General features: G+C 72.4%; 19 protein-coding genes. 7 read left to right on the top strand and 12 right to left on the bottom strand.

The annotated features are described in order from the left end of the window. Window positions 1-85: 85 nt before the first annotated feature. On the top strand, window positions 86-604 hold the full coding sequence (locus tag PVK74_RS22465) for a cupin domain-containing protein (protein WP_113972234.1): 519 nt from the start codon (window positions 86-88) through the stop codon (window positions 602-604). An 83-nt stretch (window positions 605-687) separates the two neighbouring features. Here the strand turns inward: PVK74_RS22465 and PVK74_RS22460 are convergent, their stop codons facing one another. Further along, a complete protein-coding gene (locus PVK74_RS22460; RefSeq protein ID WP_209959620.1) occupies window positions 688-2,172 on the bottom strand; it encodes an endo-1,4-beta-xylanase in 1,485 nt (494 codons plus the stop codon). Window positions 2,173-2,450: 278 nt separating this feature from the next. Continuing rightward, entirely contained in the window at window positions 2,451-2,879 is a 429-nt protein-coding gene (locus PVK74_RS22455) for a winged helix-turn-helix transcriptional regulator (RefSeq protein WP_274477146.1), read from the bottom strand. A gap of 115 nt (window positions 2,880-2,994) precedes the next feature. Between PVK74_RS22455 and PVK74_RS22450 the strand changes: the two genes are divergently transcribed. Then, window positions 2,995-3,909: an NADP-dependent oxidoreductase gene (locus tag PVK74_RS22450; RefSeq protein WP_209959618.1), complete on the top strand. Its 915-nt coding sequence runs from the start codon at window positions 2,995-2,997 to the stop codon at window positions 3,907-3,909. Here PVK74_RS22450 and PVK74_RS22445 read toward each other — a convergent pair whose 3' ends face one another. Beyond that, entirely contained in the window at window positions 3,910-8,013 is a 4,104-nt protein-coding gene (locus tag PVK74_RS22445; RefSeq protein WP_104113494.1) for an NACHT and WD repeat domain-containing protein, read from the bottom strand. Between the two features lie 15 nt (window positions 8,014-8,028). Then, window positions 8,029-8,358 (bottom strand): CU044_2847 family protein, encoded by a 330-nt coding sequence (locus tag PVK74_RS22440; protein ID WP_013283485.1) that lies wholly within the window; start codon window positions 8,356-8,358, stop codon window positions 8,029-8,031. Window positions 8,359-8,733: 375 nt separating this feature from the next. Between PVK74_RS22440 and PVK74_RS22435 the strand changes: the two genes are divergently transcribed. Together PVK74_RS22435 and PVK74_RS22430 are read left to right on the top strand one after the other, a co-directional pair. After that, window positions 8,734-9,393, top strand: a complete 660-nt coding sequence (locus PVK74_RS22435) for a hypothetical protein (RefSeq protein WP_043327481.1) — start codon at window positions 8,734-8,736, stop codon at window positions 9,391-9,393. Further along, the gene (locus tag PVK74_RS22430; RefSeq protein WP_113972239.1) at window positions 9,390-12,656 is read left to right on the top strand and encodes a helicase HerA domain-containing protein; all 3,267 of its coding nucleotides are present in this window, start codon (window positions 9,390-9,392) and stop codon (window positions 12,654-12,656) included. The genes PVK74_RS22435 and PVK74_RS22430 overlap by 4 nt, the downstream gene beginning before the upstream one ends. Here PVK74_RS22430 and PVK74_RS22425 read toward each other — a convergent pair. The 5 genes from PVK74_RS22425 to PVK74_RS22405 form a co-directional block, all read right to left on the bottom strand. After that, window positions 12,649-13,443 (bottom strand): ABC transporter permease, encoded by a 795-nt coding sequence (locus PVK74_RS22425; RefSeq protein WP_069088160.1) that lies wholly within the window; start codon window positions 13,441-13,443, stop codon window positions 12,649-12,651. The genes PVK74_RS22430 and PVK74_RS22425 overlap by 8 nt on opposite strands. Further along, window positions 13,440-14,345, bottom strand: a complete 906-nt coding sequence (locus tag PVK74_RS22420; RefSeq protein WP_274477144.1) for an ABC transporter ATP-binding protein — start codon at window positions 14,343-14,345, stop codon at window positions 13,440-13,442. The genes PVK74_RS22425 and PVK74_RS22420 overlap by 4 nt, the downstream gene beginning before the upstream one ends. After that, complete coding sequence (locus PVK74_RS22415) at window positions 14,342-14,713, bottom strand: hypothetical protein (RefSeq protein WP_064448368.1); 372 nt, start codon at window positions 14,711-14,713, stop codon at window positions 14,342-14,344. Before PVK74_RS22415 ends, PVK74_RS22420 begins: the two co-directional genes overlap by 4 nt. After that, window positions 14,713-15,315 (bottom strand): helix-turn-helix domain-containing protein, encoded by a 603-nt coding sequence (locus tag PVK74_RS22410; RefSeq protein WP_167435554.1) that lies wholly within the window; start codon window positions 15,313-15,315, stop codon window positions 14,713-14,715. The genes PVK74_RS22415 and PVK74_RS22410 overlap by 1 nt, the downstream gene beginning before the upstream one ends. 70 nt (window positions 15,316-15,385) lie before the next feature. Continuing rightward, window positions 15,386-15,847: a MarR family winged helix-turn-helix transcriptional regulator gene (locus PVK74_RS22405; protein ID WP_274477143.1), complete on the bottom strand. Its 462-nt coding sequence runs from the start codon at window positions 15,845-15,847 to the stop codon at window positions 15,386-15,388. Between the two features lie 92 nt (window positions 15,848-15,939). Here PVK74_RS22405 and PVK74_RS22400 point away from each other — a divergent pair, with 92 nt between their 5' ends. Then, window positions 15,940-17,031, top strand: a complete 1,092-nt coding sequence (locus PVK74_RS22400) for an epoxide hydrolase family protein (protein ID WP_274477142.1) — start codon at window positions 15,940-15,942, stop codon at window positions 17,029-17,031. A 231-nt stretch (window positions 17,032-17,262) separates the two neighbouring features. Here PVK74_RS22400 and PVK74_RS22395 read toward each other — a convergent pair whose 3' ends face one another. Next, window positions 17,263-17,727, bottom strand: a complete 465-nt coding sequence (locus PVK74_RS22395) for a DIP1984 family protein (RefSeq protein WP_064448468.1) — start codon at window positions 17,725-17,727, stop codon at window positions 17,263-17,265. Window positions 17,728-17,822: 95 nt separating this feature from the next. Next, on the bottom strand, window positions 17,823-18,308 hold the full coding sequence (locus PVK74_RS22390) for a carboxymuconolactone decarboxylase family protein (protein ID WP_043327495.1): 486 nt from the start codon (window positions 18,306-18,308) through the stop codon (window positions 17,823-17,825). 167 nt (window positions 18,309-18,475) lie between these two features. Here PVK74_RS22390 and PVK74_RS22385 point away from each other — a divergent pair, with 167 nt between their 5' ends. Continuing rightward, entirely contained in the window at window positions 18,476-19,357 is an 882-nt protein-coding gene (locus PVK74_RS22385; protein ID WP_043327497.1) for an RNA polymerase sigma-70 factor, read from the top strand. Then, window positions 19,354-19,677: a hypothetical protein gene (locus PVK74_RS22380; protein ID WP_231915634.1), complete on the top strand. Its 324-nt coding sequence runs from the start codon at window positions 19,354-19,356 to the stop codon at window positions 19,675-19,677. The genes PVK74_RS22385 and PVK74_RS22380 overlap by 4 nt, the downstream gene beginning before the upstream one ends. Before the next feature lie 8 nt (window positions 19,678-19,685). Here PVK74_RS22380 and PVK74_RS22375 read toward each other — a convergent pair whose 3' ends face one another. Then, the gene (locus PVK74_RS22375) at window positions 19,686-20,423 is read right to left on the bottom strand and encodes an SAM-dependent methyltransferase (RefSeq protein ID WP_245254860.1); all 738 of its coding nucleotides are present in this window, start codon (window positions 20,421-20,423) and stop codon (window positions 19,686-19,688) included. Window positions 20,424-20,495: the final 72 nt, after the last annotated feature.

The raw sequence follows: 20,495 nt of genomic DNA, 5'->3' as shown, positions 1-20,495 counted from the left end.
GCACGGGAAGCGCCCCAGGTTTAGCAGCTTGCCGGATGGCTATGAGGGGAATCGATCCGCAGACCGACGATCGAGGAGAGAGCCGATGGCCAGCGGTGCGATCCCGTCCGACGATCCGACCCGTACCCTCGTCCATGCCCGGCCCGACGACCCCGGCCTGGCGCACCTCGCCATCGCGGGCGGCACCTACACGATCCTGGTCACCGGTGAGCAGACGGCCGGCCGGTACTGCCTGATCGACATGCGGGTTCCGCCGGGTGGTGGGCCGCCTCCGCACCGGCACGACTTCGAGGAGATGTTCACGGTGCTCGACGGGGCGGTGGAGTTCACGTTCCGGGGCGAGCAGACCGTCGCGCGGGCCGGGGAGACGGTGAACATTCCGGCGAACGCGCCGCATTTCTTCCGCAACTCCTTCGACCAGCCGGCGCGGCTGCTGTGCATGTGCACGCCGGCCGGGCAGGACGAGTATTTCCTGCAGGTGGGCGACCGGGTGGACGGCCCCACTTCGCCGCCGCCGGCTCTCACCGAGGAGGAGCAGGCCGAGCGCCGGAACCGGGCCGCCGCGCTGGCCGCCGACTACCGCACGGAGTTGCTGATCGGCTGACACCGGCAGCACGCGAGCACCACGAAAGCGGCTCACCGCCGTGGCCGAGACCACGACGGTGAGCCGTTTTCCGTACGCGAAGGTCAGCTCGTCGCGACGAGCTGGAACCGCTGGTTGGCCTGGCCGTTGCAGTCGTAGATCTGCACCTGCTGGCCGTTGCCGGTGCCCCAGACGTCGAGGCAGCGGCCGGACTGGACTCCGGTGATGGTGCCGTTGGAGTTGACGTTCCACTGCTGGTTCGTCTGGCCGTTGCAGCTGTAGATCTGGACCGCCGAGCCGTTGCCGGAGCCGGCGGCGTCCAGGCACATCGAGCCGTACACGGTCAGCTGCCGGCTGGAGGTGTAGGTCCACCGCTGGTTGGTCTGGCCGTGGCAGTCGTAGAGCTGCACCCGGGTGCCGTTGCTCTGCGAGGAGTTCGGCACGTCGATGCACCGGCCGGACTGGTTGCCGACGATCCGGCTCGCGCCGGTGGTCGGCGGCGGCGTGGTCGGTCCGCCGGTCGGCCCGGCGGTCGGGGACACGGTCGGCGAGACGGTCGCGGTCGGCGTGGGGTTGGGCGACGCGGAGTTGAGGACGTTGAGGACCGAGTTGTACGCGGCCTTCTTGTTGCCTCCGCCGTCGAACAGCAGCGGGCTCTCGTTGGAACGCCACGAGTCGCTGTCACGCACGCCCCACACGGTGATGCCGATGCAGCGCGGCACGTTGATGCACGCCTGCGTCAGACCGGCGTACTGGCTGGTCGAGGAGTTGGTGACGTCGACCTCGGTCAGCGCCACGTCCACACCCAGCGCGGCGAAGTTCTGCAGCGTGGTCTGGAAGTTGCCGGGCAGCGAGCTGCCGCCGGTGAAGTGGGTCTGCAGACCGACGCAGTCGATCGGCACACCCCGGGACTTGAAGTCCCGGATCATGTTGTACACACCCTGCGTCTTGCCGTACGACCAGTTCTCGATGTTGTAGTCGTTGTAGCACAGCTTCGTCGACGGGTCGGCCGCCCGCGCGGTGCGGAACGCGACCTCGATCCAGTCGTTGCCGGTGCCCTGCAGGTTCGACTGCCGACGGCTGCCGTCCTCGTTGAACGCCTCGTTCACCACGTCCCACGCGGCCAGCTTGCCCTTGTAGTGGGCCATCACGCCGTTGATGTGGTCGATCATCGCCTGACGCAGGTTGCTGCCGTTCAGGCTCTGCATCCAGCCCGGCTGCTGCGCGTGCCACGCGAGGGTGTGGCCGCGGACCTGGAGACCGCGCTGGGTGGCCCAGTTGTAGATCTGGTCGCCGGAGGAGAAGTTGAACTGGCCCCGGTTGGGCTGGAGCGCTTCCGGCTTCATCTCGTTCTCGGCGGTGATCATATTGAACTCACGCGCCGCGATCGTGCTGTACGTCGAGTCGCCCAGTCGGTTCGCCGCGATGGCGGTGCCGAAGTAGCGGCCCGACTGTGCCGCGGCGGCACCGAGCGTGCTCGCCGCCGCCTGGGCAATGGTGGGCACCACGAGCGCGGCGCCGGCGAGAGCCAGCGCGCTGCTGACGGCGGCCAGCACCACGCGGTGGCTGCGCCTCGGTAGATGTTTCATGACACTCCTCTGCATATCGGACGATGATGCGCTGGCGATGCCCGGCCTGACGCGAGTGGAGTAGGCGGTGCGCCCACCCCCCGCGTCACTGCCCTGAAACTTTTCGAAGATGTACCGGTAACTTCCCTGGGAAGATATCCGCGACGGCACGATCGGTCAATGTCGATGTCGACGCGAACATGGACTCAACCGGCTGATCAGCGCGGGAGTCCATGGATGACCGTGCGAGCGAAGGGCGCCGAGAAGCGCGAGCACGACCGAAAGTTTCGGGGATCCGGTCAGTGACCGGCGGCGTCGTACCGCTCGCGGTTGGCGTGCACCTCGTCCATGTGCGCCTCGGCCCACAGCTTCATGCCGTACATCAGCTGGTGCAGCGACTGACCGAGGTCGGTCAGCTCGTAGGTGACAGTCACCGGCACGCTCGGCGTCACGGTGCGGATGACAAGGCCGTCGCGTTCCAGTGAGCGCAACGTCTGGGTGAGCATCTTCTGGCTGACCCCGGCCAACCGCCGCGACAGCTCGGAGTAGCGCATGACCCGGGGTTCCGCGTTGCGGTCGGGCCCGTCGCGGCCGAGCGCGGCCAGGATCAGCGCCACCCACTTGTCGGAGATCCGGTCCAGGAGTTGCCGGCTCGGGCAGCCGGCGAGGAACGCGTCGTACTCCTCCCGCGCCTGCGCCCGCTTCTCCGCCGCCGTCTGCGTCGGCATCGTCCGCGCCTCCTACCCGGGGGTACCCAACGCACTCCGAAGTGCGTACTTCCCGATGGAAAGTTACCCCTCCATCGTGGAGCAGGGCATCCCTCACGACCAAGGAGACAGAACCATGGGTACGCGTACCTTCCGCACCGCAGTCGTCCGCACCCCGGGCGGACCCGACGCCATCGAGATCATCGACGTCCCGCAGCGCGAGCCGGGACCCGGCGAGGTCCGGGTGGACGTCGCGGCGGCGCCGGTCAACCCGGCCGACCTCGGCGTCGTCAGCGGCTTCTTCCACTCGCTGGGGCTCATCCACCAGCCGCACCACACCGGCCTGGGCTGGGACTTCGCCGGTGTCGTCGCCGCCGCCGGGCCGGGCGTCGACCTCGCCGTCGGCACCCCTGTCGCCGGCCTGGTGGGCGGGTTCGACCGCGACTTCGGCACGTACGCCGAGCAGCTTGTCGTGCCCGCCGCCGACCTGGCCGTCGTACCCGATGATCTGGACCTGGTGGCGGCGGCGACAGTGCCGCTCAACGGCCTGACCGCGGCGCAGATCGTCGACCTGCTCGGCGACCCGCCCGCCGGCGGCCGGCTGCTGGTCACCGGCGCCGCCGGCGCGGTCGGCGGCTACGTCGTGCCGCTCGCCCGGGACCGGGGATGGCGGGTGACCGGCCTGGCGCGGGCCGGGGACGAGAAGTTCGTGCGCGGGCTCGGCGCCGACTTCACCACCGCCGCCGAGCCGGGCTGGGACGCGGTCGCCGACGCCGCGGCGCTCCAGGACCGAGGGCTCGCGCTGGTAGGTGACGGCGGCGTGTTCGTCGGGGTCCGGCCGAACGCCCACCCGGCCGCCGAACGCGGTGTCACGGTGCGCGCGGTCGAGGTGCACGCCGACGGGACACGTCTGGCCGACCTGCTCGCCCGCACCGCCGCCGGTGAGCTGCCGGCTCGGGTGCACGCGGTGGTGCCGCTGGACCGGGTGGCGGACGCCCACCGGGCGGCGGCCGAGGGCGGGGTACGCGGACGCTACGTGCTGCGCCCCTGATCAGCAGCGCACCGCCACCCGAGCGACCGCACGGTCCGCGGCCTCGGGTGGCAGGTCGCTCCGGCCGTCGACGTCCAACGCCAGCAGGCCCTGATCCAGACCGACGAGCAACGTTCCGTCGACAGTGCAGCACGTCAGCGCCGGGTGATAGACGGGGATGGTGTGCAGCGCCCGTCCGGTGGACGGGTCCCAGATCCGCACCGTCCGGTCCCGGCTGGTCGAGGCGAGCAGATCCCGCCCGCCGACCCGCACCAGGCTCAGCCCGGTTACGGCAGCCGTGTGGCCGGTGAACACGTCCACGGGCTCACCCCACTCGGCGTCCCACAGACGGATCGTGTGGTCGGCGCTGGCCGACGCCAGCATCCGGCGACCCGCCACGACCAGGCCGCAGAGCGCGGTGACCGCGTCCTGATGTCCCTGCCGGGTCCAGACCGGCGTGTCACCACCGCCCCACAGCATCACCGTGCCGCTCTTGTCGGCCGAGGCGAGCGCCTCCACCTCGGGCCACCGAACCGTCGCGAGGGCCGTCACCCAGGCACGGGTGACGTGCCCGAGCAGGACCGCCCGCACGGTGCCGGTCTGCGGGTGCCAGAGCCGGATGGCCTGGTCGTCGCCGGCCGACGCGACGAGCGTCTCACCGCCGATGACGATCGGGCAGACCGCGGCCACCGGAGCGTGGTGCTCGGTCATCTCCCCCACCAAGGCGCTGTGCCGCACACTCCAGGTTCCGACCGTGTTGTCGTCCTGGGCGGTGACGAGCAGCGGCTCCTCGACGTCGGCGACCGCGCACATCGCGTTCACCGGCCCGCCGGGTGTCGGGATCTCCCGCAGCCGCTCGCCCGTGGCGGCGTCCCAGATCCGCACCCGGCCGTCGGCACCGCCGGAGGCGACCAGGCCCGGTCGCTCGTCAGGGACCGCGCAGAGGCTGTGCACGGGCCCGAGCCGGTCCCGCTCGGCGACGGTGTCGGGTCGGCCGCCGGCCGGGTCCCACAGCCGCACGGTGCCGTCGTCACCCGCCGTCGCCAGCATCCGGTCCTTCGCCGTACGCAGCTCGCAGACCGCACGGATCCAGCTCGCGTGCCCCCGCAGGCTCGGCCGGCTCGTCCACGTCGGCACGTCCCAGACCCGGATGAGCCCGTCCTCACCCGTCGACACGAGCAGACAGCCCTCGTCGACCTCGACCGTGCACAGATCCGTGACCGGTCCACCGGTGGCAAGGACGTGGACGCATTCGCCGCTCTGCGGGTCCCAGAGCCGGACCGTGCCGTCGTAGCCGGCCGAGGCGAGCAACGTGCCACCCGGCGCTCGAACGGCGTAGAGCGTGGTCACCCAGCCGACGTGTCCGGTGAGGGTCAGCGTCGGGCGCGTGTCGGCCGTCGGCTCCCAGACCCGGACCACGCCGTCGAAGCCGGTGGAGGCGAGCAGGTGCCGGCCGTCCGACGGGACGTACGTCACGGCCGTCACCCAGCCCGAGTGTCCGGTCAACGCGTAGCGCTGCGTCCCGGTCACCGGATCCCAGATCCGGACCGTCCGGTCGTCGCCGGCCGAGGCGAGCAGGTCGCCGTCCGGCAGTGGAATGACGCAGATGTTGCGGACCCAGTCGTCGTGCCCGCTCAGTTCGTGCCGACGCTGGCCGGTCCGGGGATCCCACAGGCCGACGGTCCCGTCGTGGCTGGCGGTGGCGATCAGCGTCTCGCCGCCGCCGGTACGGACAGCGCACAGCCCGCGGATCGTGTCGTTGTGACACGGGAAGACTCCCACGGCCTGGTTGGTCATCGGGTCCCAGAGCCGGACCGTGCCGTCGTCACCGGCGGAGGCGAGCAACCACCGATCGTCCAGCTCGACGGCCGCCACGTCGTAGACGGCCTGCGAGTGCCCGTCCAGCACGCTGCGCTCCTGCCGGGGCGGGGTGTGCGCCCAGCGCGCACGGTACGGCGCGCCGTCGGCCTCGATCCCGCTGCCCAGTCCGTCGAGCCGGTCGACGACCGAGAAGAGGGCGGCGCGCTCGGCCGGTGCCGCCGCGACCGCGAGCGGCGTCCGGTGCAGCAGCCGCACCCGTGATCGGGACAGCGGCTCCAGCGGTCTCTCCATGTCGACGACCGAGAGCAACCGCTCCAGGTGCGCGTGCAGGAGGTAGCCCTCGTCGGCGAGGAGCCGCTCCACGAGCCCGGCGCGGGAGGCGTGCTGGGGCAGGGAGCGCCGTAGGTAGTCGGGCACCGAGGCCCATCCCACCTCGGCCGCCAGGTCCGCCCAGGCGGCGACCAGCCGTCGCTGGTCGTCCCGGCGTGACGCGCCGTCCAACAACGCGTCGTTGAGGGCCTGGTGGAACAGGCGGTACGCGGGCCGGCTGCCGCCACCGGTCTCGACCAGGAAGTTCGCCGCCGACGTACGGGCGAACGCGAGGAGTTCGTCCTCGGTGACCGTGCCGCCGAGCGCGGTCACCGCGATCCGCCAGAGCGACAGCGGCAGACCCGGCGTCTCGGCGTACGCCAGGGCGGTGAGGGCGAGCCGGGCGGAGGCCGAGCCGGCAGCCGGCAGCCCGGCCAGATAGGAGTCGAGCGCATGGGCCACTGTCGCGCTGAACGACACCGAAGCCGGGTCGACGGGCTCGATGTCGCGCAGCGCGTGTGCCCGTGCGACGAGACCGGCCACCAGGAAGTTTCCCTTCGCCAGCTCGGCGATCCGGCGCGCCAGCGGGACAGCCGCCGCCGAGTCGCTGTACGGGTTGCCCGGTCGTTCCGCGCCGAGCAGTCGCAGGGTCGCCAGGGCGTAGTTCACCAGATCGGCCCCGGCGAAGTATTCCGGTGTGTCCAGATCCACCAGCTCGACCGGATCACCGAAGCAGGCGATCAGGTCACCCCGGTCGTCGCCGCGCCGGGTGCCGACAACCACCCGCACGCCGTACCGGCCGCACTCCCGGGCCAGCGGCAGCAGGACGTCGTCGATGACCTGCCGGGCCTGACCGGGGTCGGCCGTCTCGTCCAGCGCATCGATGACGAGCGCGAAGCGAGCCGGACGCCGCGCCAGCCGGTCCCGCACGGCCGGCATCAGATCGGCCGGCGCACCGGGCAGGTCGACGGCGGCCGCCCGGGCGATCTCGAGCGCCACCTCCAGCGCGGTCTTGCCCTTGGCGTGCACGGCGCAGGACACCGAGCCGACAGTGGCCCGTACGGCGGTGTCGCCGCCCGGCAGGCTGTCCCGGATCTGCTGGTCGGCCGTGGTCACCACGCGGCCCAGGACGGCGGACTTGCCGACGCCTGGCGAACCCGTGACGATCAGCGGCCGGGTGGCGGGCGCCTTCCCGTCGATGAAGTCGACGATCCGCCGGAGCGCGGCCGTGCGACCCCGGAACCGCGCGCCGCCCTCGGTGTCCACGGCGACGCCCCGCGCCCGGGGCAGCCAGTGCCGGCCGGCCTCACCGTCGGTGCTCAACGTCCACCCCCAGGCCGATAGCGCGGCATCGTCGGCGTCCTCGACCCGCCAGGCCGACAACGCGCCCAACGTCATCGCCGGCACCTGCTCGTCGACGTGGTGCAGCGTCACCGCCTGCCCCTTGCCCTTGCCGTCGGCCGTGACGACGACGCCGACCACCGCCTGGTACTCCGGGGACCACAACGCGCCGCCGCTGAACCCCTTGCTGAGCGGCCCGGCAGCGCCGCTGTCGATGGTGACGCGGCCGTACCCGCCGTCTTCGACGACGGAACCGGTCGCCTGCAGGCCGCCGACCACCCCGGCCGGGAAGCCGTACGCCCAGAAGGGGCGGTCGAGCAGCGGCTTGGGGGCGAGGCAGCGCAGCCGCGCCGGGGTGACGGTCGCCGGCACCGGCTCGACGAGTTCGAGCACCACCACGTCGACGTGCGCCGCCGGCATGCCGTCGTGCCGGCACCGCCGGACCTTGCGCCGGTCGAAGTAGGCGACCTTGGGCGCGCGCGGAAAGGCGACAGTGAGATCGGGGCGGAGGGTGCCGTCGGCGGCGAACGCCACGTGGTGGCAGGTGAGCACCAGGTTGGCGGCGATGACGATGCCGGTGCCGAGTGCCGTGTGCGGGTCCGCCTCACGGTGCAGGGCAACCGCCCACGCGCTCTCGTCCGGGGCCGTTGTCACGGGCCGAGCCGTCCGTCAGCGCCGTGGACCGGCACCGCGATCGGTGGGGCCGTCCGGCTGCCAGGCGAGGGTGACCTCGAAGTTCGCCTCTCCGGTCGCCTTCGCCACCACCCAGCTCGCCGTGCCGGTGGCCTTGATCCCGAAGCGCACCTCCACCGCGTCGGGAGAGACGGTCTTGACCTGTTCCAGCAATTCCCGGGCGGCGGCGACCGCCGGTGCCGCGGATTCGCGTACCCAGCCGGCGACGTCGCCGAAGCCTGCGGGCTGGAAACCGGGTGTCGGCTCGACTTCGATCAAGGCAACCGTTTCGTCGTCGACCTGGTAGCGGACCACCTCAGACTGCACGGTCACCTCCGTGACGTATTTCTGGAGAACAGGCGGGAGGGTTCGCGGCGGAGCAGAACTCCGGCCCTCGCGCCGGTCTGCCATGCTGCCCGCTGTCCTTGTCATTTCGCAATGGTCGGGTCGACCGACCGCGCCGAAGCCGCCGAACAGGCGTTTCAATCGAGGCGTCCACGCAGGACCGTTGGAGATCCACTACGCGGCCCTGTCGGCTTTCGTCAGCGAGATCGGTGACCTTGCGCGAGTCCGGCGCCGTCGGCAGAATCGGCCCGTGCGCCGGGGCCGTCCCCGTTGCCCACCTCGATCATGGCCACCCCTTCCGAGCCTTCGATCACACCGTCGACGCGGTGGGAGCTCGTGCCGCAGAGGAGCATCCGCATGCCGGAAAAGGAACTGACCCTCGTCGACCGGTGCATTCTTGTCACGCTGATGGTGAAGGCGGCGCCTTTGCCGCAGACCTACTTCACCAATGTCGCCGGTATCGGCCTGAAAGCCGATCACCGCCGTCGACTTGAATCACTCGGCCTGATCGAGGTCACCGAGAAGCCGATCACGCTGGCGCTCACCGACAAGGGATGGGACCGCGCCACCGAGGAGTTGGGCGCGGAACCGCCGAAGGGCGCCGGTACCGCGGGCGGAACGCTCTACGTCGCGCTCGACTTCCTGCGCCGGCTGATCGACCATTCCGGGACCCGCGCCGACGACCTGTTCCGGATGCAGATCAACCGGGACGAGGTCGTCGCGCCGCCGCCGGTGGCGTCGTCGGCGTCCCCGGCCGCGGACGCGGTCACGCTGATCCGGCAGGCGTACCACGAGCTGGCCGCCAAGCCCGGCGACTACGTCATGCTGGCCGATCTTCGCGACGCCCTCTCCGACCTGCCCCGCCCCGAGTTCGACGCCGCGCTCGTGACGCTCAACCGGGAGCGCGGCGTGCACCTGGTGCCCGAGTCCAACCAGAAGGTGCTGAAGCCGCAGGAGCGGGCGGCGGCGGTGACCATCGGCAACCAGGACAAGCATCTGGTCGCCATCTCGTCATGATCGGTGACGAGCAACGCCGTGCCCTGGCGGCGCTGAGGTTCAACTGGGCTCCGACCCCGGACGACGTCTGGAAACCCACACCGTTCCACGTGGAGGGTCTGCACCACGACGTCGTCACGACGGTGCTGGACAGCTTCGCGGAGGCTCAGGCCAGCACCGACTCCAGTCCGGTGGGCGTGGCCATCCTCGGCCAGCGCGGCACCGGCAAGACCCACCTCATCGGCACGGTCCGCCAGCAGGTGCAGGGACGCGGCGGCTTCTTCTTCCTGGTCGAACTGCTCGAAGCCCGGACGTTCTGGCAACGCACCGCGATCTCGATGCTGGAGGGCCTGGTCCGTCCGATGCCGGACGAGACGACCCAGCTACGGGCGTTCCTGCGCCGGCTGGCCGACGCGGTGGGTGCGCCCCGGACGGTACGGCGCGCGGTCGCCGGTGAGACCGAACTCAGCCGTCCGACGCTCGACGCCTTCGTCGACCTGATCCGCAAGAAGGACCGGCAGATCGGCACGGAGTGCCAGGACACCGCGCGCGCCCTGGTGCTCTACGCGGCCGAGCAGTCAGCCGTGCAGGACATCGGCTACGACTTCCTCTCCTCGATGGACGAGGAGGAGCCCGGCCAACGGGCCGGGTGGGGGCTGCGGCGCAATCGTCGTGCGCCCCAGGAGGTGGTCCGGGACATCTCCCGGCTGCTCGCCGTCGTCGGTCCGACCGTGATCGCGGTGGACCAGATCGACCTGATGATCGCCCAGTCCGTGAAGGCCACGAACCAGGACGCCCGGGGCGAGGCGGACTGGCAGACCTCGCTCCTGCTCGAACAGGTCGCCAGCGGTCTGATGGCGCTACGCGAGACCACTCGCCGGACGCTGTCCGTCGTCTCGTGCCTGCCGCAGACGTGGCGCAGCATCCAGCAGCAGGCGACGGACACCGTCCAGGACCGGTTCCGGGAGGCCGCCCCGCTCAAGGAGATCCCCTCCGTCGAGGTGGGCCGCGAGCTGGTCGAGAAGCGGTTCGCGGTGCTTTTCGAGGGCCTCGGGTTCACCCCGCCGCACCCCACCTGGCCGGTCCACCCGGACGCGTTCCAGGAGGTTGTCGGCTTCACCCCTCGTGAGCTGCTACGGCGGATCGACACGCACGTCCGGGCCTGCCTGGCCGACGGCGAGGCGCGGGAACTGCGGCACCTGCTGCACGCGACCGGCGAGCGCGTCGCCGGGGATATCGCGCCCGCCACGGTCACCGGGCCGCCACCGGAGAGCCGGACGAACGGATTCGGCAAGCTCGACGCCCGGTACGCGGAGCTGGTCGCCGCCGCCGACACCGCCCTGTCCCCGCAGACGGAGGACGCCCGCGTCCCGCGCCTGCTCGAAGCCGGCCTGACCGCGTGGATCGCCGCGCAGGGCGCGGCAGTCGACGCGTTCAGCCTCGACCCGATCCCCGCCGGAACCAAGCCGGCGCTGCACGCCCGGCTACGGCACAGCCTGAGCGAGGACAGCGAGGACGAGGAGCACTGGTCGTTCCGGGCGATCTCCGCGCCGCACCACATCGCCGTGCTCAACCGGATCCGCAACGCGATCACGACCGCCGGACTCACCGAGGGGGTCGCCAAACGACGGCTCTTCCTGCTGCGCAGCGCGGAGTGGTCGGCCGGTGCCCGTACCCGTGAGGTGCTTGACGCGTTCGAGCGGGCCGGCGGTCGGCGGCTTCCCCTGGACGCGCCGGACGTCGCCCGGCTGGCCGCGCTCGAACAACTCATCCAGGACTACGGGCGGGAGACGCTGCGGCCCTGGTTCGCCGATCGCCGGCCGGCCTCCGACATCACCTGCCTGCGGGAGGCGCTGGGCGACTGGCCGGGTGCGCCGGAAGCCGTCCGGACCGAGGAGCGGCCAGAGGAGGCGCCGGACCGACCCCCGGTCGGGACGCCACCGCCGGTCACCGCTGCACCGCGCTCTGCCGGTCCCGTCCCGACGCCGCGCTCCGCCGGGCTCGACCCGGCGCCGCCGGTGGTCGCTCCCCTGCCACCGGTGGCGGGCATCGACCCGGAGCGGATGGAGATCGGCACTGTCACCGGGCGGCCCGAACCGGTCGGCCTCGACCTGGAAGCGCTGCGCCGGCACACAGTCATCTTCGCCGGCTCCGGTTCCGGCAAGACCGTACTGATCCGCCGCCTGGTCGAGGAGTGCGCCCTGCGCGGCGTGTCGGCCATCGTGCTCGACCCCAACAATGACCTGGCCCGGCTCGGCGAGACCTGGCCCGCCGCACCGCCGGGCTGGGGCGCGGACGACGCCCGCCGCGCGGCGGAATATCTGGCCGGCACCGACGTGGTCGTCTGGACGCCGGGACGGCAGGCCGGTCGGCCGTTGAGCTTCCAGCCGTTGCCGGCCTTCGCCGACGTGCTCGACGACCCGGACGGGTTCACCTCGGCCGTCAACGCCGCCGTCGCCACGCTCGCCCCGCACGCCCGGGTGGACGGCGGCACCGACAAGGCCCGGCTCGGCCGGGCCGTGCTGCGCGAGGCGCTGATCGGCTACGCCCGCAGCGGCGCGAGTGACCTGCGTGAGTTCACCGACGTCCTCAACGATTTACCGGACGGGGTGAGTCAGCTCGACAGCGCGCCCAAGCTGGCCGCCGGCATGGCCCAGCTGCTCAAGGCCGCCCTGATCAACGATCCGCTCCTGGGCGGCGTCGGAACGCCTGTCGACCCGGGCGAGCTGCTCACCCCGCCCCCCGGTCGCCGCGCCCGGGTCTCGGTGATCAACCTCGCCGGGTTGCCCGAGGACAATCAGCGGCAGAGCTTCGTCAACCAGTTGCAGCTCGCCCTGTTCACCTGGATCAAGCGTCATCCGGCCGGGGACCGTCCACTCGGTGGACTCTTCGTCATGGACGAGGCGCAGACGCTGGCTCCGTCCGGCGCCGTGACCGCCTGCACCCAGAGCACGCTCGCGCTGACCTCGCAGGCCCGCAAGTACGGGCTGGGGCTGGTCTTCGCCACCCAGGCGCCGAAGGCGTTGCACAACCAGATCCCCGGCAACGCCGCCACGCAGTTCTTCGGCCTGCTCACCGTGCCGGTGCAGATCGAGGCGGCCCGGGATGTGGCCAGGGCGAAGGGCACCGACGTCCCGGACATCGGCAAGCTGCGTACCGGCCAGTTCTACGCCGCGGTCGAGGGGGCCCGGTTCGTCAAGATGCAAGCTCCCATGTGCCTGACCCACCATCCCCGCAGCCCGCTGACCGCTGAGGAGATCGTCCGGCTCGCGACGCTCAGGTGATGTCGCGGCGCATCGGGACGACCACGGCGATCGCGGCTGCGGCGAGCGCGTACCCGGTCAGCAGCAGCGCGCCGGCCGCCGGCGGCAGGAGCGCGACGGCGTCGCTGCCGAGCTGCGCGGACATCGCGTCGGCGACGTACGTGAAGTCGGTGAGCGCGGCGGTGGCGCCGCCGGGCAGGAGCGGGTAGAGCGCGTTGACGCCGGGGATCATCATCAGTACGGGCTCGGCCAGGTACAGGTAACCGACCACGACGCACACGGCCGCGACCTGGTTGCGGAGCAGCGCGCCCACGCCGGTGCCGACGAGCAGGTACACCGCCATCGCGACGCCGATGCGGGCGAGCAACGCCAGCACCGTGGGGGCGGGCAGGCCCAGCGACACGCCACGCGCGGCGGCGACTGTGAACAGGGCCGCCGCGGCGGCGACGGCGAGCACGAGGCCGTAGGCGAGGCCGACGATCGCGTGGGTGGCGAGTTTGGCGGCCAGCACCCGCCCTCGGCGCGGCGCGAACATGAACGTGACGGCGGCGGTGCCGTGCCGATGCTCGGAGGTGGCCGCGAGGGCGCCGGCGGCGGCGGGCACGAAGGCGGTGAAGCCGAGGATGCCGAGGATGGACCGCAGGCCCTCCTCGGTGTGCAGGCCGGGCATCGGCGGGTCGAAGTTCTCCGGCCCGACGAGCGCCATGAGCCCGACCAGGCCGCCGCCGAGCGCGACGGCCGCGAGCAGCAGCGCACCCCACATCCGGGTGGCCAGGACCCGGCGTAGTTCCGCTCTGAGCAGGTTCATCGGGCCTCCGCCTTTTCGGTGGTCAGGTCGAGGAAGAGCTGTTCGAGGCTTGTGGTCTCGGTGACCAGTTCGTGGACCCGCAGCCGGTGGTCGGCGGCCAGGTCGGCGACGCGCGGCGCGTCCAGTCCGCGTACCCGCAGGCGGCCGGGCCCGGCGGCCTCGACGGACCCGGCGGCGGCCGCCAGCGCGGCGGCCAGGGCTGTCGCGTCCGGCGAGGTGACGAGCACCGTCGGCGGGCCGGTGAGCCGCGACCACGGCCCGGCGGCGACGAGTTCGCCGCGCCGGATCACCACCACGTCGTCCACCACCTGCTGGACCTCGTGCAGGACATGGCTGGAGACCAGTACGGTGCGGCCCTCGTCGGCGAGGCCGCGCAGCAGCCCGCGCAGCCACGACATGCCTTCCGGGTCCAGGCCGTTCGACGGTTCGTCGAGCAGCAGGACGCGCGGGTCGCCGAGCAGCGCCGTGGCGAGGCTGAGCCGTTGCCGCATGCCGGTGGAGAACCCCCGGGTACGACGGTCGGCGGCCTGCGCGAGGCCGAGCAGATCCAGCAGTTCCGCGACCCGGCTGTCCGGGCAGCCGGCCATCGCGGCGTAGACGCCCAGGTGGTCACGGGCGGTGTGGCCGGGGTGGAACGCGTTGCCGTCGAACACCGCGCCGACGGTCCGTGCCGGCTGGGCCAGCCGGCCGTAGGGCTGCCCGCCGATCGTGGCGGTGCCGCTGGTCGGCGTCACCAGCCCGGTCAGCATGCGCATCGTGGTGGTCTTGCCGGCGCCGTTCGGGCCGAGGAAGCCGGTGACCGCGCCGGGTCGCACGGTGAAGGTCAGGTCGCGTACGGCGGTGACGTCGCCGTAGCGTTTGGTCAGGCCCGACGCCTCGATCGCCAGGTGGTCGCCGGTCATGGCCGGCCCCGCGTCGCGCGCCCGATCGTCTCGGCGAGGCCCGGCGCGGCCGGGTCGGAGACCACCACCTCGTCGAACTCGCCGCCGGCCGCCGCGCGATCCAGCACCAGGTGCAGGCCGGGCTGACCGCGCCGGGCCGCCACGAGCTGCCGGGGGCCGCCGAACAGACCCCAGACGCCGATCTTGGCGAAGCCGGACACGGCGTACCCGCGCCGGGCGCCCCGGGCCAGCCGGATCGGCTCGTCCACCGGGGCGGCGTGCCGCACGGCGGCCAGGCGCAGCGCGAACCGCTCCCGCCCGACCCACATCCGCTCCCATCCGGTGAACCGGATGTCGATCACATCGCCGTTGAGCATTACGGAGGCCATCAGTCGTCGCCCTTCGTCGTGTCGGAGTCGTGCGCTGACGTGTGCGTGTCGCCGGGGGTCGCCGGGCGATCGGCGGGCATCAGGACGGTCGCCAGCAGCCGGGGGATCCGGCCGTCGCCGGGCCCTCTGGCGAGCAACGGGCCGACCAGCGCGTTGAGCCCGGCCGCGAACTCGTGCAGCTCGGCGTCGGTCAGGTGCAGTACGAGCTGCTGGTATCCGACCCCGTCGGCGACGAAGTCGACGCGGTCGCGGGCGAGGTAGCGGGAGAACTCGGAGAGCAGGCTCGACACGAACGCGGTGAAGTAGCGCGCGTGGTCCTCCGGCGTGGCCGTGGCCAGGGCCGCCGGGTCCAGCGCCGCGCCGTGCGCGGGCAGCGCGTACACCCGCTCGACGGCGCCGCGCACCTTGCGCTCCTGCACCACGTCGAGCATCCCGGCCTTCACGAGCGTCGCCAGGTGCCGGTAGAGCGTGGCGTGCGGGACGTCGGGCAGCAGCTCGGCCAGGTCGTGAGTGGTCACCCGGGTGCCCGCCACGGCACGAAGGACGCGGAGCCGCACCGGGTGCAGCGCCACCTCCGCCCACCGCTCCATCGACATCGCCATGGCTGAACCGTATCACTATCGATAGTGATATAGGTAGGGAGTGGGGCGACCGGGCGCGAAAGCCGGACGATCAGACGGGCGGACGGGTGTGGTGGGCCAGCACCCGAGCAAGGAGCCGGGTCAGGTCCGCCCGCTCGTCCGACGTCAGCGGCGCGAGCAGGTCGTCCTGCACCTCGGCGAGTCGCTTCTCCAGCCGCCGCAACTGCCGCCGCCCCGCCGCGGTGATGGTGACGACGTTGCGCCGCCGGTCGGACGGGTCCGGAGCGCGGACCACGAACTCCCGCTCGGCGAGCTCGTTGAGGGCCGCCACCACGTCGCTGACGTGGATGCCGCTGCGCCGGCCGAGCGCCGCCTGACTGGCCGGGCCGAACTCGTCGAGCGTGGCGAGCAGCCGGAAGTGGTAGCCACGCGCGTCGACCGTCGCCAGCCCGTCGCTCACCAGCCGGCCGGCGCGTACGGCGGTCTGGGTGATCAGCCAGCTCGGCAGGCCGGCCAGGCGGGTGGGTACGACGTCCGGCTCCGGGTTCTCCACATGCCCAGCCTATCCAAAAACGTTGGCGCCCCCAACGATCTGCGCTATCGTTCGCCGCACAAACGTTAGTGACACCAACGATCGGAGCTACCGTGATCGAGCCGTTCCGTATCCACATCCCCCAGGCCGACCTCGACGACCTGGCCGACCGCCTGGCCCGCACCCGCTGGCCCGACGAGCTACCAGGCGCCGGGTGGGACTACGGCATCCCGCTGGCCCGCGTACGCGAGCTGGCCGAGCGCTGGCGCACCGCGTACGACTGGCGGCGGGCCGAGGCCGAGCTGAACCGGTATCCGCAGTTCACCACCACCATCGACGGACAGAACATCCATTTCCTGCACGTACGGGCCGCCGACCCGGACGCGCTGCCGCTGATCCTCACGCACGGCTGGCCCGGCTCGGTCGTGGAGTTCCTCGACGTGATCGGCCCGCTGTCCGAACAGTTCCACCTGGTCGTACCGTCGATCCCCGGATTCGGCTTCTCCGGCCCGACCCGGGAACGCGGCTGGGACGTCGACCGCGTCGCCCGCGCCTGGGCCGAGCTGATGCGCCGACTCGGCTACCGGCGGTACGGCGCCCAGGGCGGCGACTGGGGCTCGGTGATCTCCACCCGGCTCGGCGGCATCGACCCGGAACACGTCGTCGGCGTACACCTCAACTACCTGCCCACGCCCCCGCCACCCGGCTGGACCGGCGAGGCCGGACTGTCCGGCGAGGACCGGGACCGGCTCGCCCGGATCATGCGACTCAAGACGCAGCGGCACCCGCACCAGGTGCTCTACGCCAGCCGCCCGCAGACCGTGTCGTACGCGCTCAACGACTCACCCGTCGGGCAGCTCGCGTGGATCGCGGAGAAGTTCACCGAGTGGACCGACCCGGGATCGGCCGTCAGCGTGGACCGCATCCTCACCGACGTCTCGGTCTACTGGTTCACCGGCACCGCCGCCTCGTCCGCGCGGCTGGTGCGGGAGAGCGCGTTCGGTGGCCCGCCCGCGCCCTGCCCGCCCCCGCTCGGAGTCGCCGTGTTCGCGCACGACATCACCCGGTCCGTACGCCCGATCGCCGAGCTGACGTACACGATCCGGCACTGGAGCGAGTTCGACCGGGGCGGTCACTTCGCCGCGCTGGAGGTGCCGGACCTGTTCGTCGACGACGTCCGGTCGTTCTTCTGGAACCTGCGATGACGCCTGGGACGAGTCGCGGAAGTCCCCTGTCCCACCCTCACCGTCGTGGATCTGCACCTGGTGGTGTGCCGTGCCCTGTGCGCCGTCACCTGTGTCCTGTGCTGGGCATGCGTTGTGTGCCGGGGAGTCGAACCCCTGCGCCTGCCCTCGGCGCGCCAGGAGTGAGCCGGATTGCCCGCCGGCTCTCGGGGGCGTGCACGCCTCCACGTCGGCTACCTGCTCCGCGACTCGTCAGTCCAGCAGGTCGACCTCCCAGTTCGTCCGCTGGATCGTGGTGTCCACCTCGCGGATCTGCCGGGCCAGCTCGTCGGCCTGCCGGCGCAGCTCCGCCACCGGCAACGCCGGAACCATCTTCAGCTCCGACCGGAGCTGACGGTAGCCGCGCTGGCCCTCGCCCGCGGCGGCGTCCGCTGCCGCTGTGACCACGCCGTGCCGCAGGCGCAGCACGTCGCGACGCGCGAGCGCGTCGGTCAGGGTGCCACCGTCCACGACAGTCGCGGCGTTCGTCCGGTTGATCCGCCGGATCAGCGTCTCCAGCTCACCGAGCACCCCGGCCGCCTCGACGAGCAGCGCCGAGGCGTCCTCGGCGGGCGTCTCGCCCTCCTGGTAGCGGGCGCTCGCGGTGATGCGGGCACGGAGCTGTTCGGCGCGTCGCGCCGCATCCGCCCGCAGCGCAAGGGCCTCCGCAATCTTCATGGCGAGCAGTATGGCCACAGGGGATCACGGGTGTCGCCGCGTTTTCCGGGGGCGGTCCGGCCCGGGACGACCGGGCCGGACCGCCGCCGCGGCGTTCAGCTCATCGCCGCCGCGAACATCCCCGGCTCGTACGAGCCGCCGCGCTGGTGCACGAGCACCGCGAACCGGTTCGCCGCGTTGATCAGCCCGAGCAGGCACACCAGCGCGGCGATCTGGTCGTCGTCGTAGTGCTCGCGTACCCGCGCCCACGTCTCGTCGGACACGCCCTGATGCGCGTCGGCCAACCGGGTGCCCTCCTCGGCGAACGCCAGCGCCGCGCGCTCGGCCTCGGTGAACACTGTCGACTCGCGCCAGGCGGCGACCAGGTTCAGCCGGACCGCGCTCTCACCCCCGGCCACCGCCTCCTTGGTGTGCATGTCGATGCACCAGCCGCAGCCGTTGATCTGGCTGGCCCGCAGCGACACCAGCTCCTGGACGGTGCGCGGCAACGTCGACTGGTGGATCGCCAGGCCCGCGCCGGCGAAACGCTTCATGAACGCCGCCGAGACCGGGTTCTCGAACAGGTTGAATCGGGTCTGCATGGGTTGCGCCCTCTCTGCTTCGGTGGTGTCGGACGAACACGAGATGCCGGGGACCGCTCCGGCGTGACGGCGCCGGCGGGTGAGGACCACCACAGCGACCCGATGTCACACGGCGGTCGCGGGCGGCGTCTGGTGGGGAGCGCAGCCGGACAGCGGAGGAGCCAGTCATGGCGGACCAGGCCACCGAGGACTTCCTCGCGCACCGCAACCTGCTCTTCACCGTCGCGTACGAGATGCTCGGCTCGGCCGCCGACGCGGAGGACGTGGTGCAGGAGACCTGGCTGCGCTGGGCCGGCGTCGACCTCGGCGAGGTGCGGGACCGGCGCGCCTACCTGGTGCGGATCACCACCCGCCAGGCGCTGACCCGGCTGCGCACGCTCGGGCGGCGCAAGGAGTCGTACGTCGGGTCGTGGCTGCCCGAGCCGCTGCTCACCGCGCCCGACGTGGCGGACGACGTGGCGTTGGCCGAGAGCGTGTCGATGGCGATGCTGCTGGTGCTGGAGACGCTCACGCCGACCGAGCGGGCCGTGTTCGTGCTGCGTGAGGTGTTCGACGTCGGCTACGACGAGATCGCCGAGACGGTCGAGCGGACGCCCGTCGCCGTGCGGCAGATCGCGCACCGGGCGCGCGCCCACGTCGCGGCGCGCCGCCCCCGGCGTACCGTCCCGGCGGCCGAGGCCCGCGACGCCCTCGACGCGTTCCGGCGGGCGGTCGAGACCGGCGACCTGGACGGGCTGCTCCGCGTCCTGGCCCCGGACGCGGTGCTGGTCGGCGACGGCGGCGGGATCAAGCAGGCGCTCGCCCGCCCGGTCACCGGCGGCGACAAGGTGGCCCGGCTGCTGACCGGCGGCTGGTCCCGGATCGCCGCCGTGGCGTCGATGGAACCGGCGCAGGTGAACGGCTACCCGGCGCTGCTGGTACGCCTCGACGGCGAGCTGGACACCGTCGTCGCGGTACGCCTCGACGACGGCCGGATCAGCGGCCTCTACGCGGTGCGCAACCCGGAAAAGCTGTCCCGCATGACCCGGGAAACCACACTGCGCCGGTGAGCGCGTGGTCGTGGGACGATCGCCGGATGAGCAGCGCCGCCTCACCCGACGTCAGCGCCCTCGCCATCAACGTGACGGTGCCGGAGGAGCTGCGCTGGACCGACACCCGGCGCGGCGAGGAGTTCACCCTGACCACGCTCAACGTGCGGCTGCTGCCGGACGGGCGGCTCGCCGCGAAGGCGTACGGCCGGCCCACCGCCGGCGGCCGCGGCGCGTACGTGTCGTTCCGGGTGCCCGACCGGCCCGAACTGGCCGCGCTCGTGGCGGCGGCGGCCGACCGCGCCGCCGCGCTCTGGGCCGCGCACGGCGGCCTGGACTGACTCCCGCCTCAGCGGCGCACGCCCACCCCGCCGTAGCCGTGCGACACCGCGGCCTGCGGCTCGCCGTCGGGCCGCCAGTCCGCCACCTTGACCAGGCCCGGATCGACGAGCTCGTACCCGTCGAGGAAGCGGGCCACCTCGTCGCGGGTGCGGGGCACCAGCGGGGAGCTGCTGCGGCGGTAGATCGCGGTGCCCTGCTCGGTGGGCAGCGTCGGCAGGCCGTCCAGCGTGAGGTGGGACAGCGCGAGCACGCTGCCCGGCACTGTGGCGTCGCGCAGCGTCGCCACCGCCGCGTACGGGTCGTCGGCGTCCGGCACGAAGTGCAGCACCGCCAACAGCAGCACCGCCACCGGCTCGCTCAGGTCGATGGTGGCCCGCAGCGTCGGGTCGGCCAGCAACTCGCCGGGCCGCCGCAGGTCACCCCGGAGCACCACGGTGCGGCCGTCGGTGGGCAGCAACCGCCGGGCGTACGCGACCGCCACCTCGTCGTGGTCGACGTAGACCACCCGGGCGTCGGGGCGGATCGCGCGCACCACCTCGTGCACGTTGCCCTGCGTGGGCAGGCCGGCGCCGATGTCGAGGAACTGGCGAATCCCCTGCTCGGCGGCCCAGCGCACGACCCGGCGCAGGAACGCGCGGTTGCTCTGCGCGGCGACGCCGGTGTCCGGGAAGATCCTCAGGACCTCCTCGGCGGCGGCCCGGTCGGCGGCGAAGTTGTGGCAGCCGCCCAGGTAGTAGTCGTACATCCGGGCGACATTGGGTCGGTTCTCAGCCTCCGTCACGCCTCGATGTCTAGCACTCTGCGCGACACACCGCTG

Origin of the sequence: Micromonospora chalcea (assembly GCF_028768405.1) — a bacterium.
Taxonomy (GTDB): domain Bacteria; phylum Actinomycetota; class Actinomycetes; order Mycobacteriales; family Micromonosporaceae; genus Micromonospora; species Micromonospora chalcea.
The sequence above is the reverse complement of the archived record's forward strand: the minus strand, read 5'-3'. Positions and strand labels throughout refer to the sequence as shown.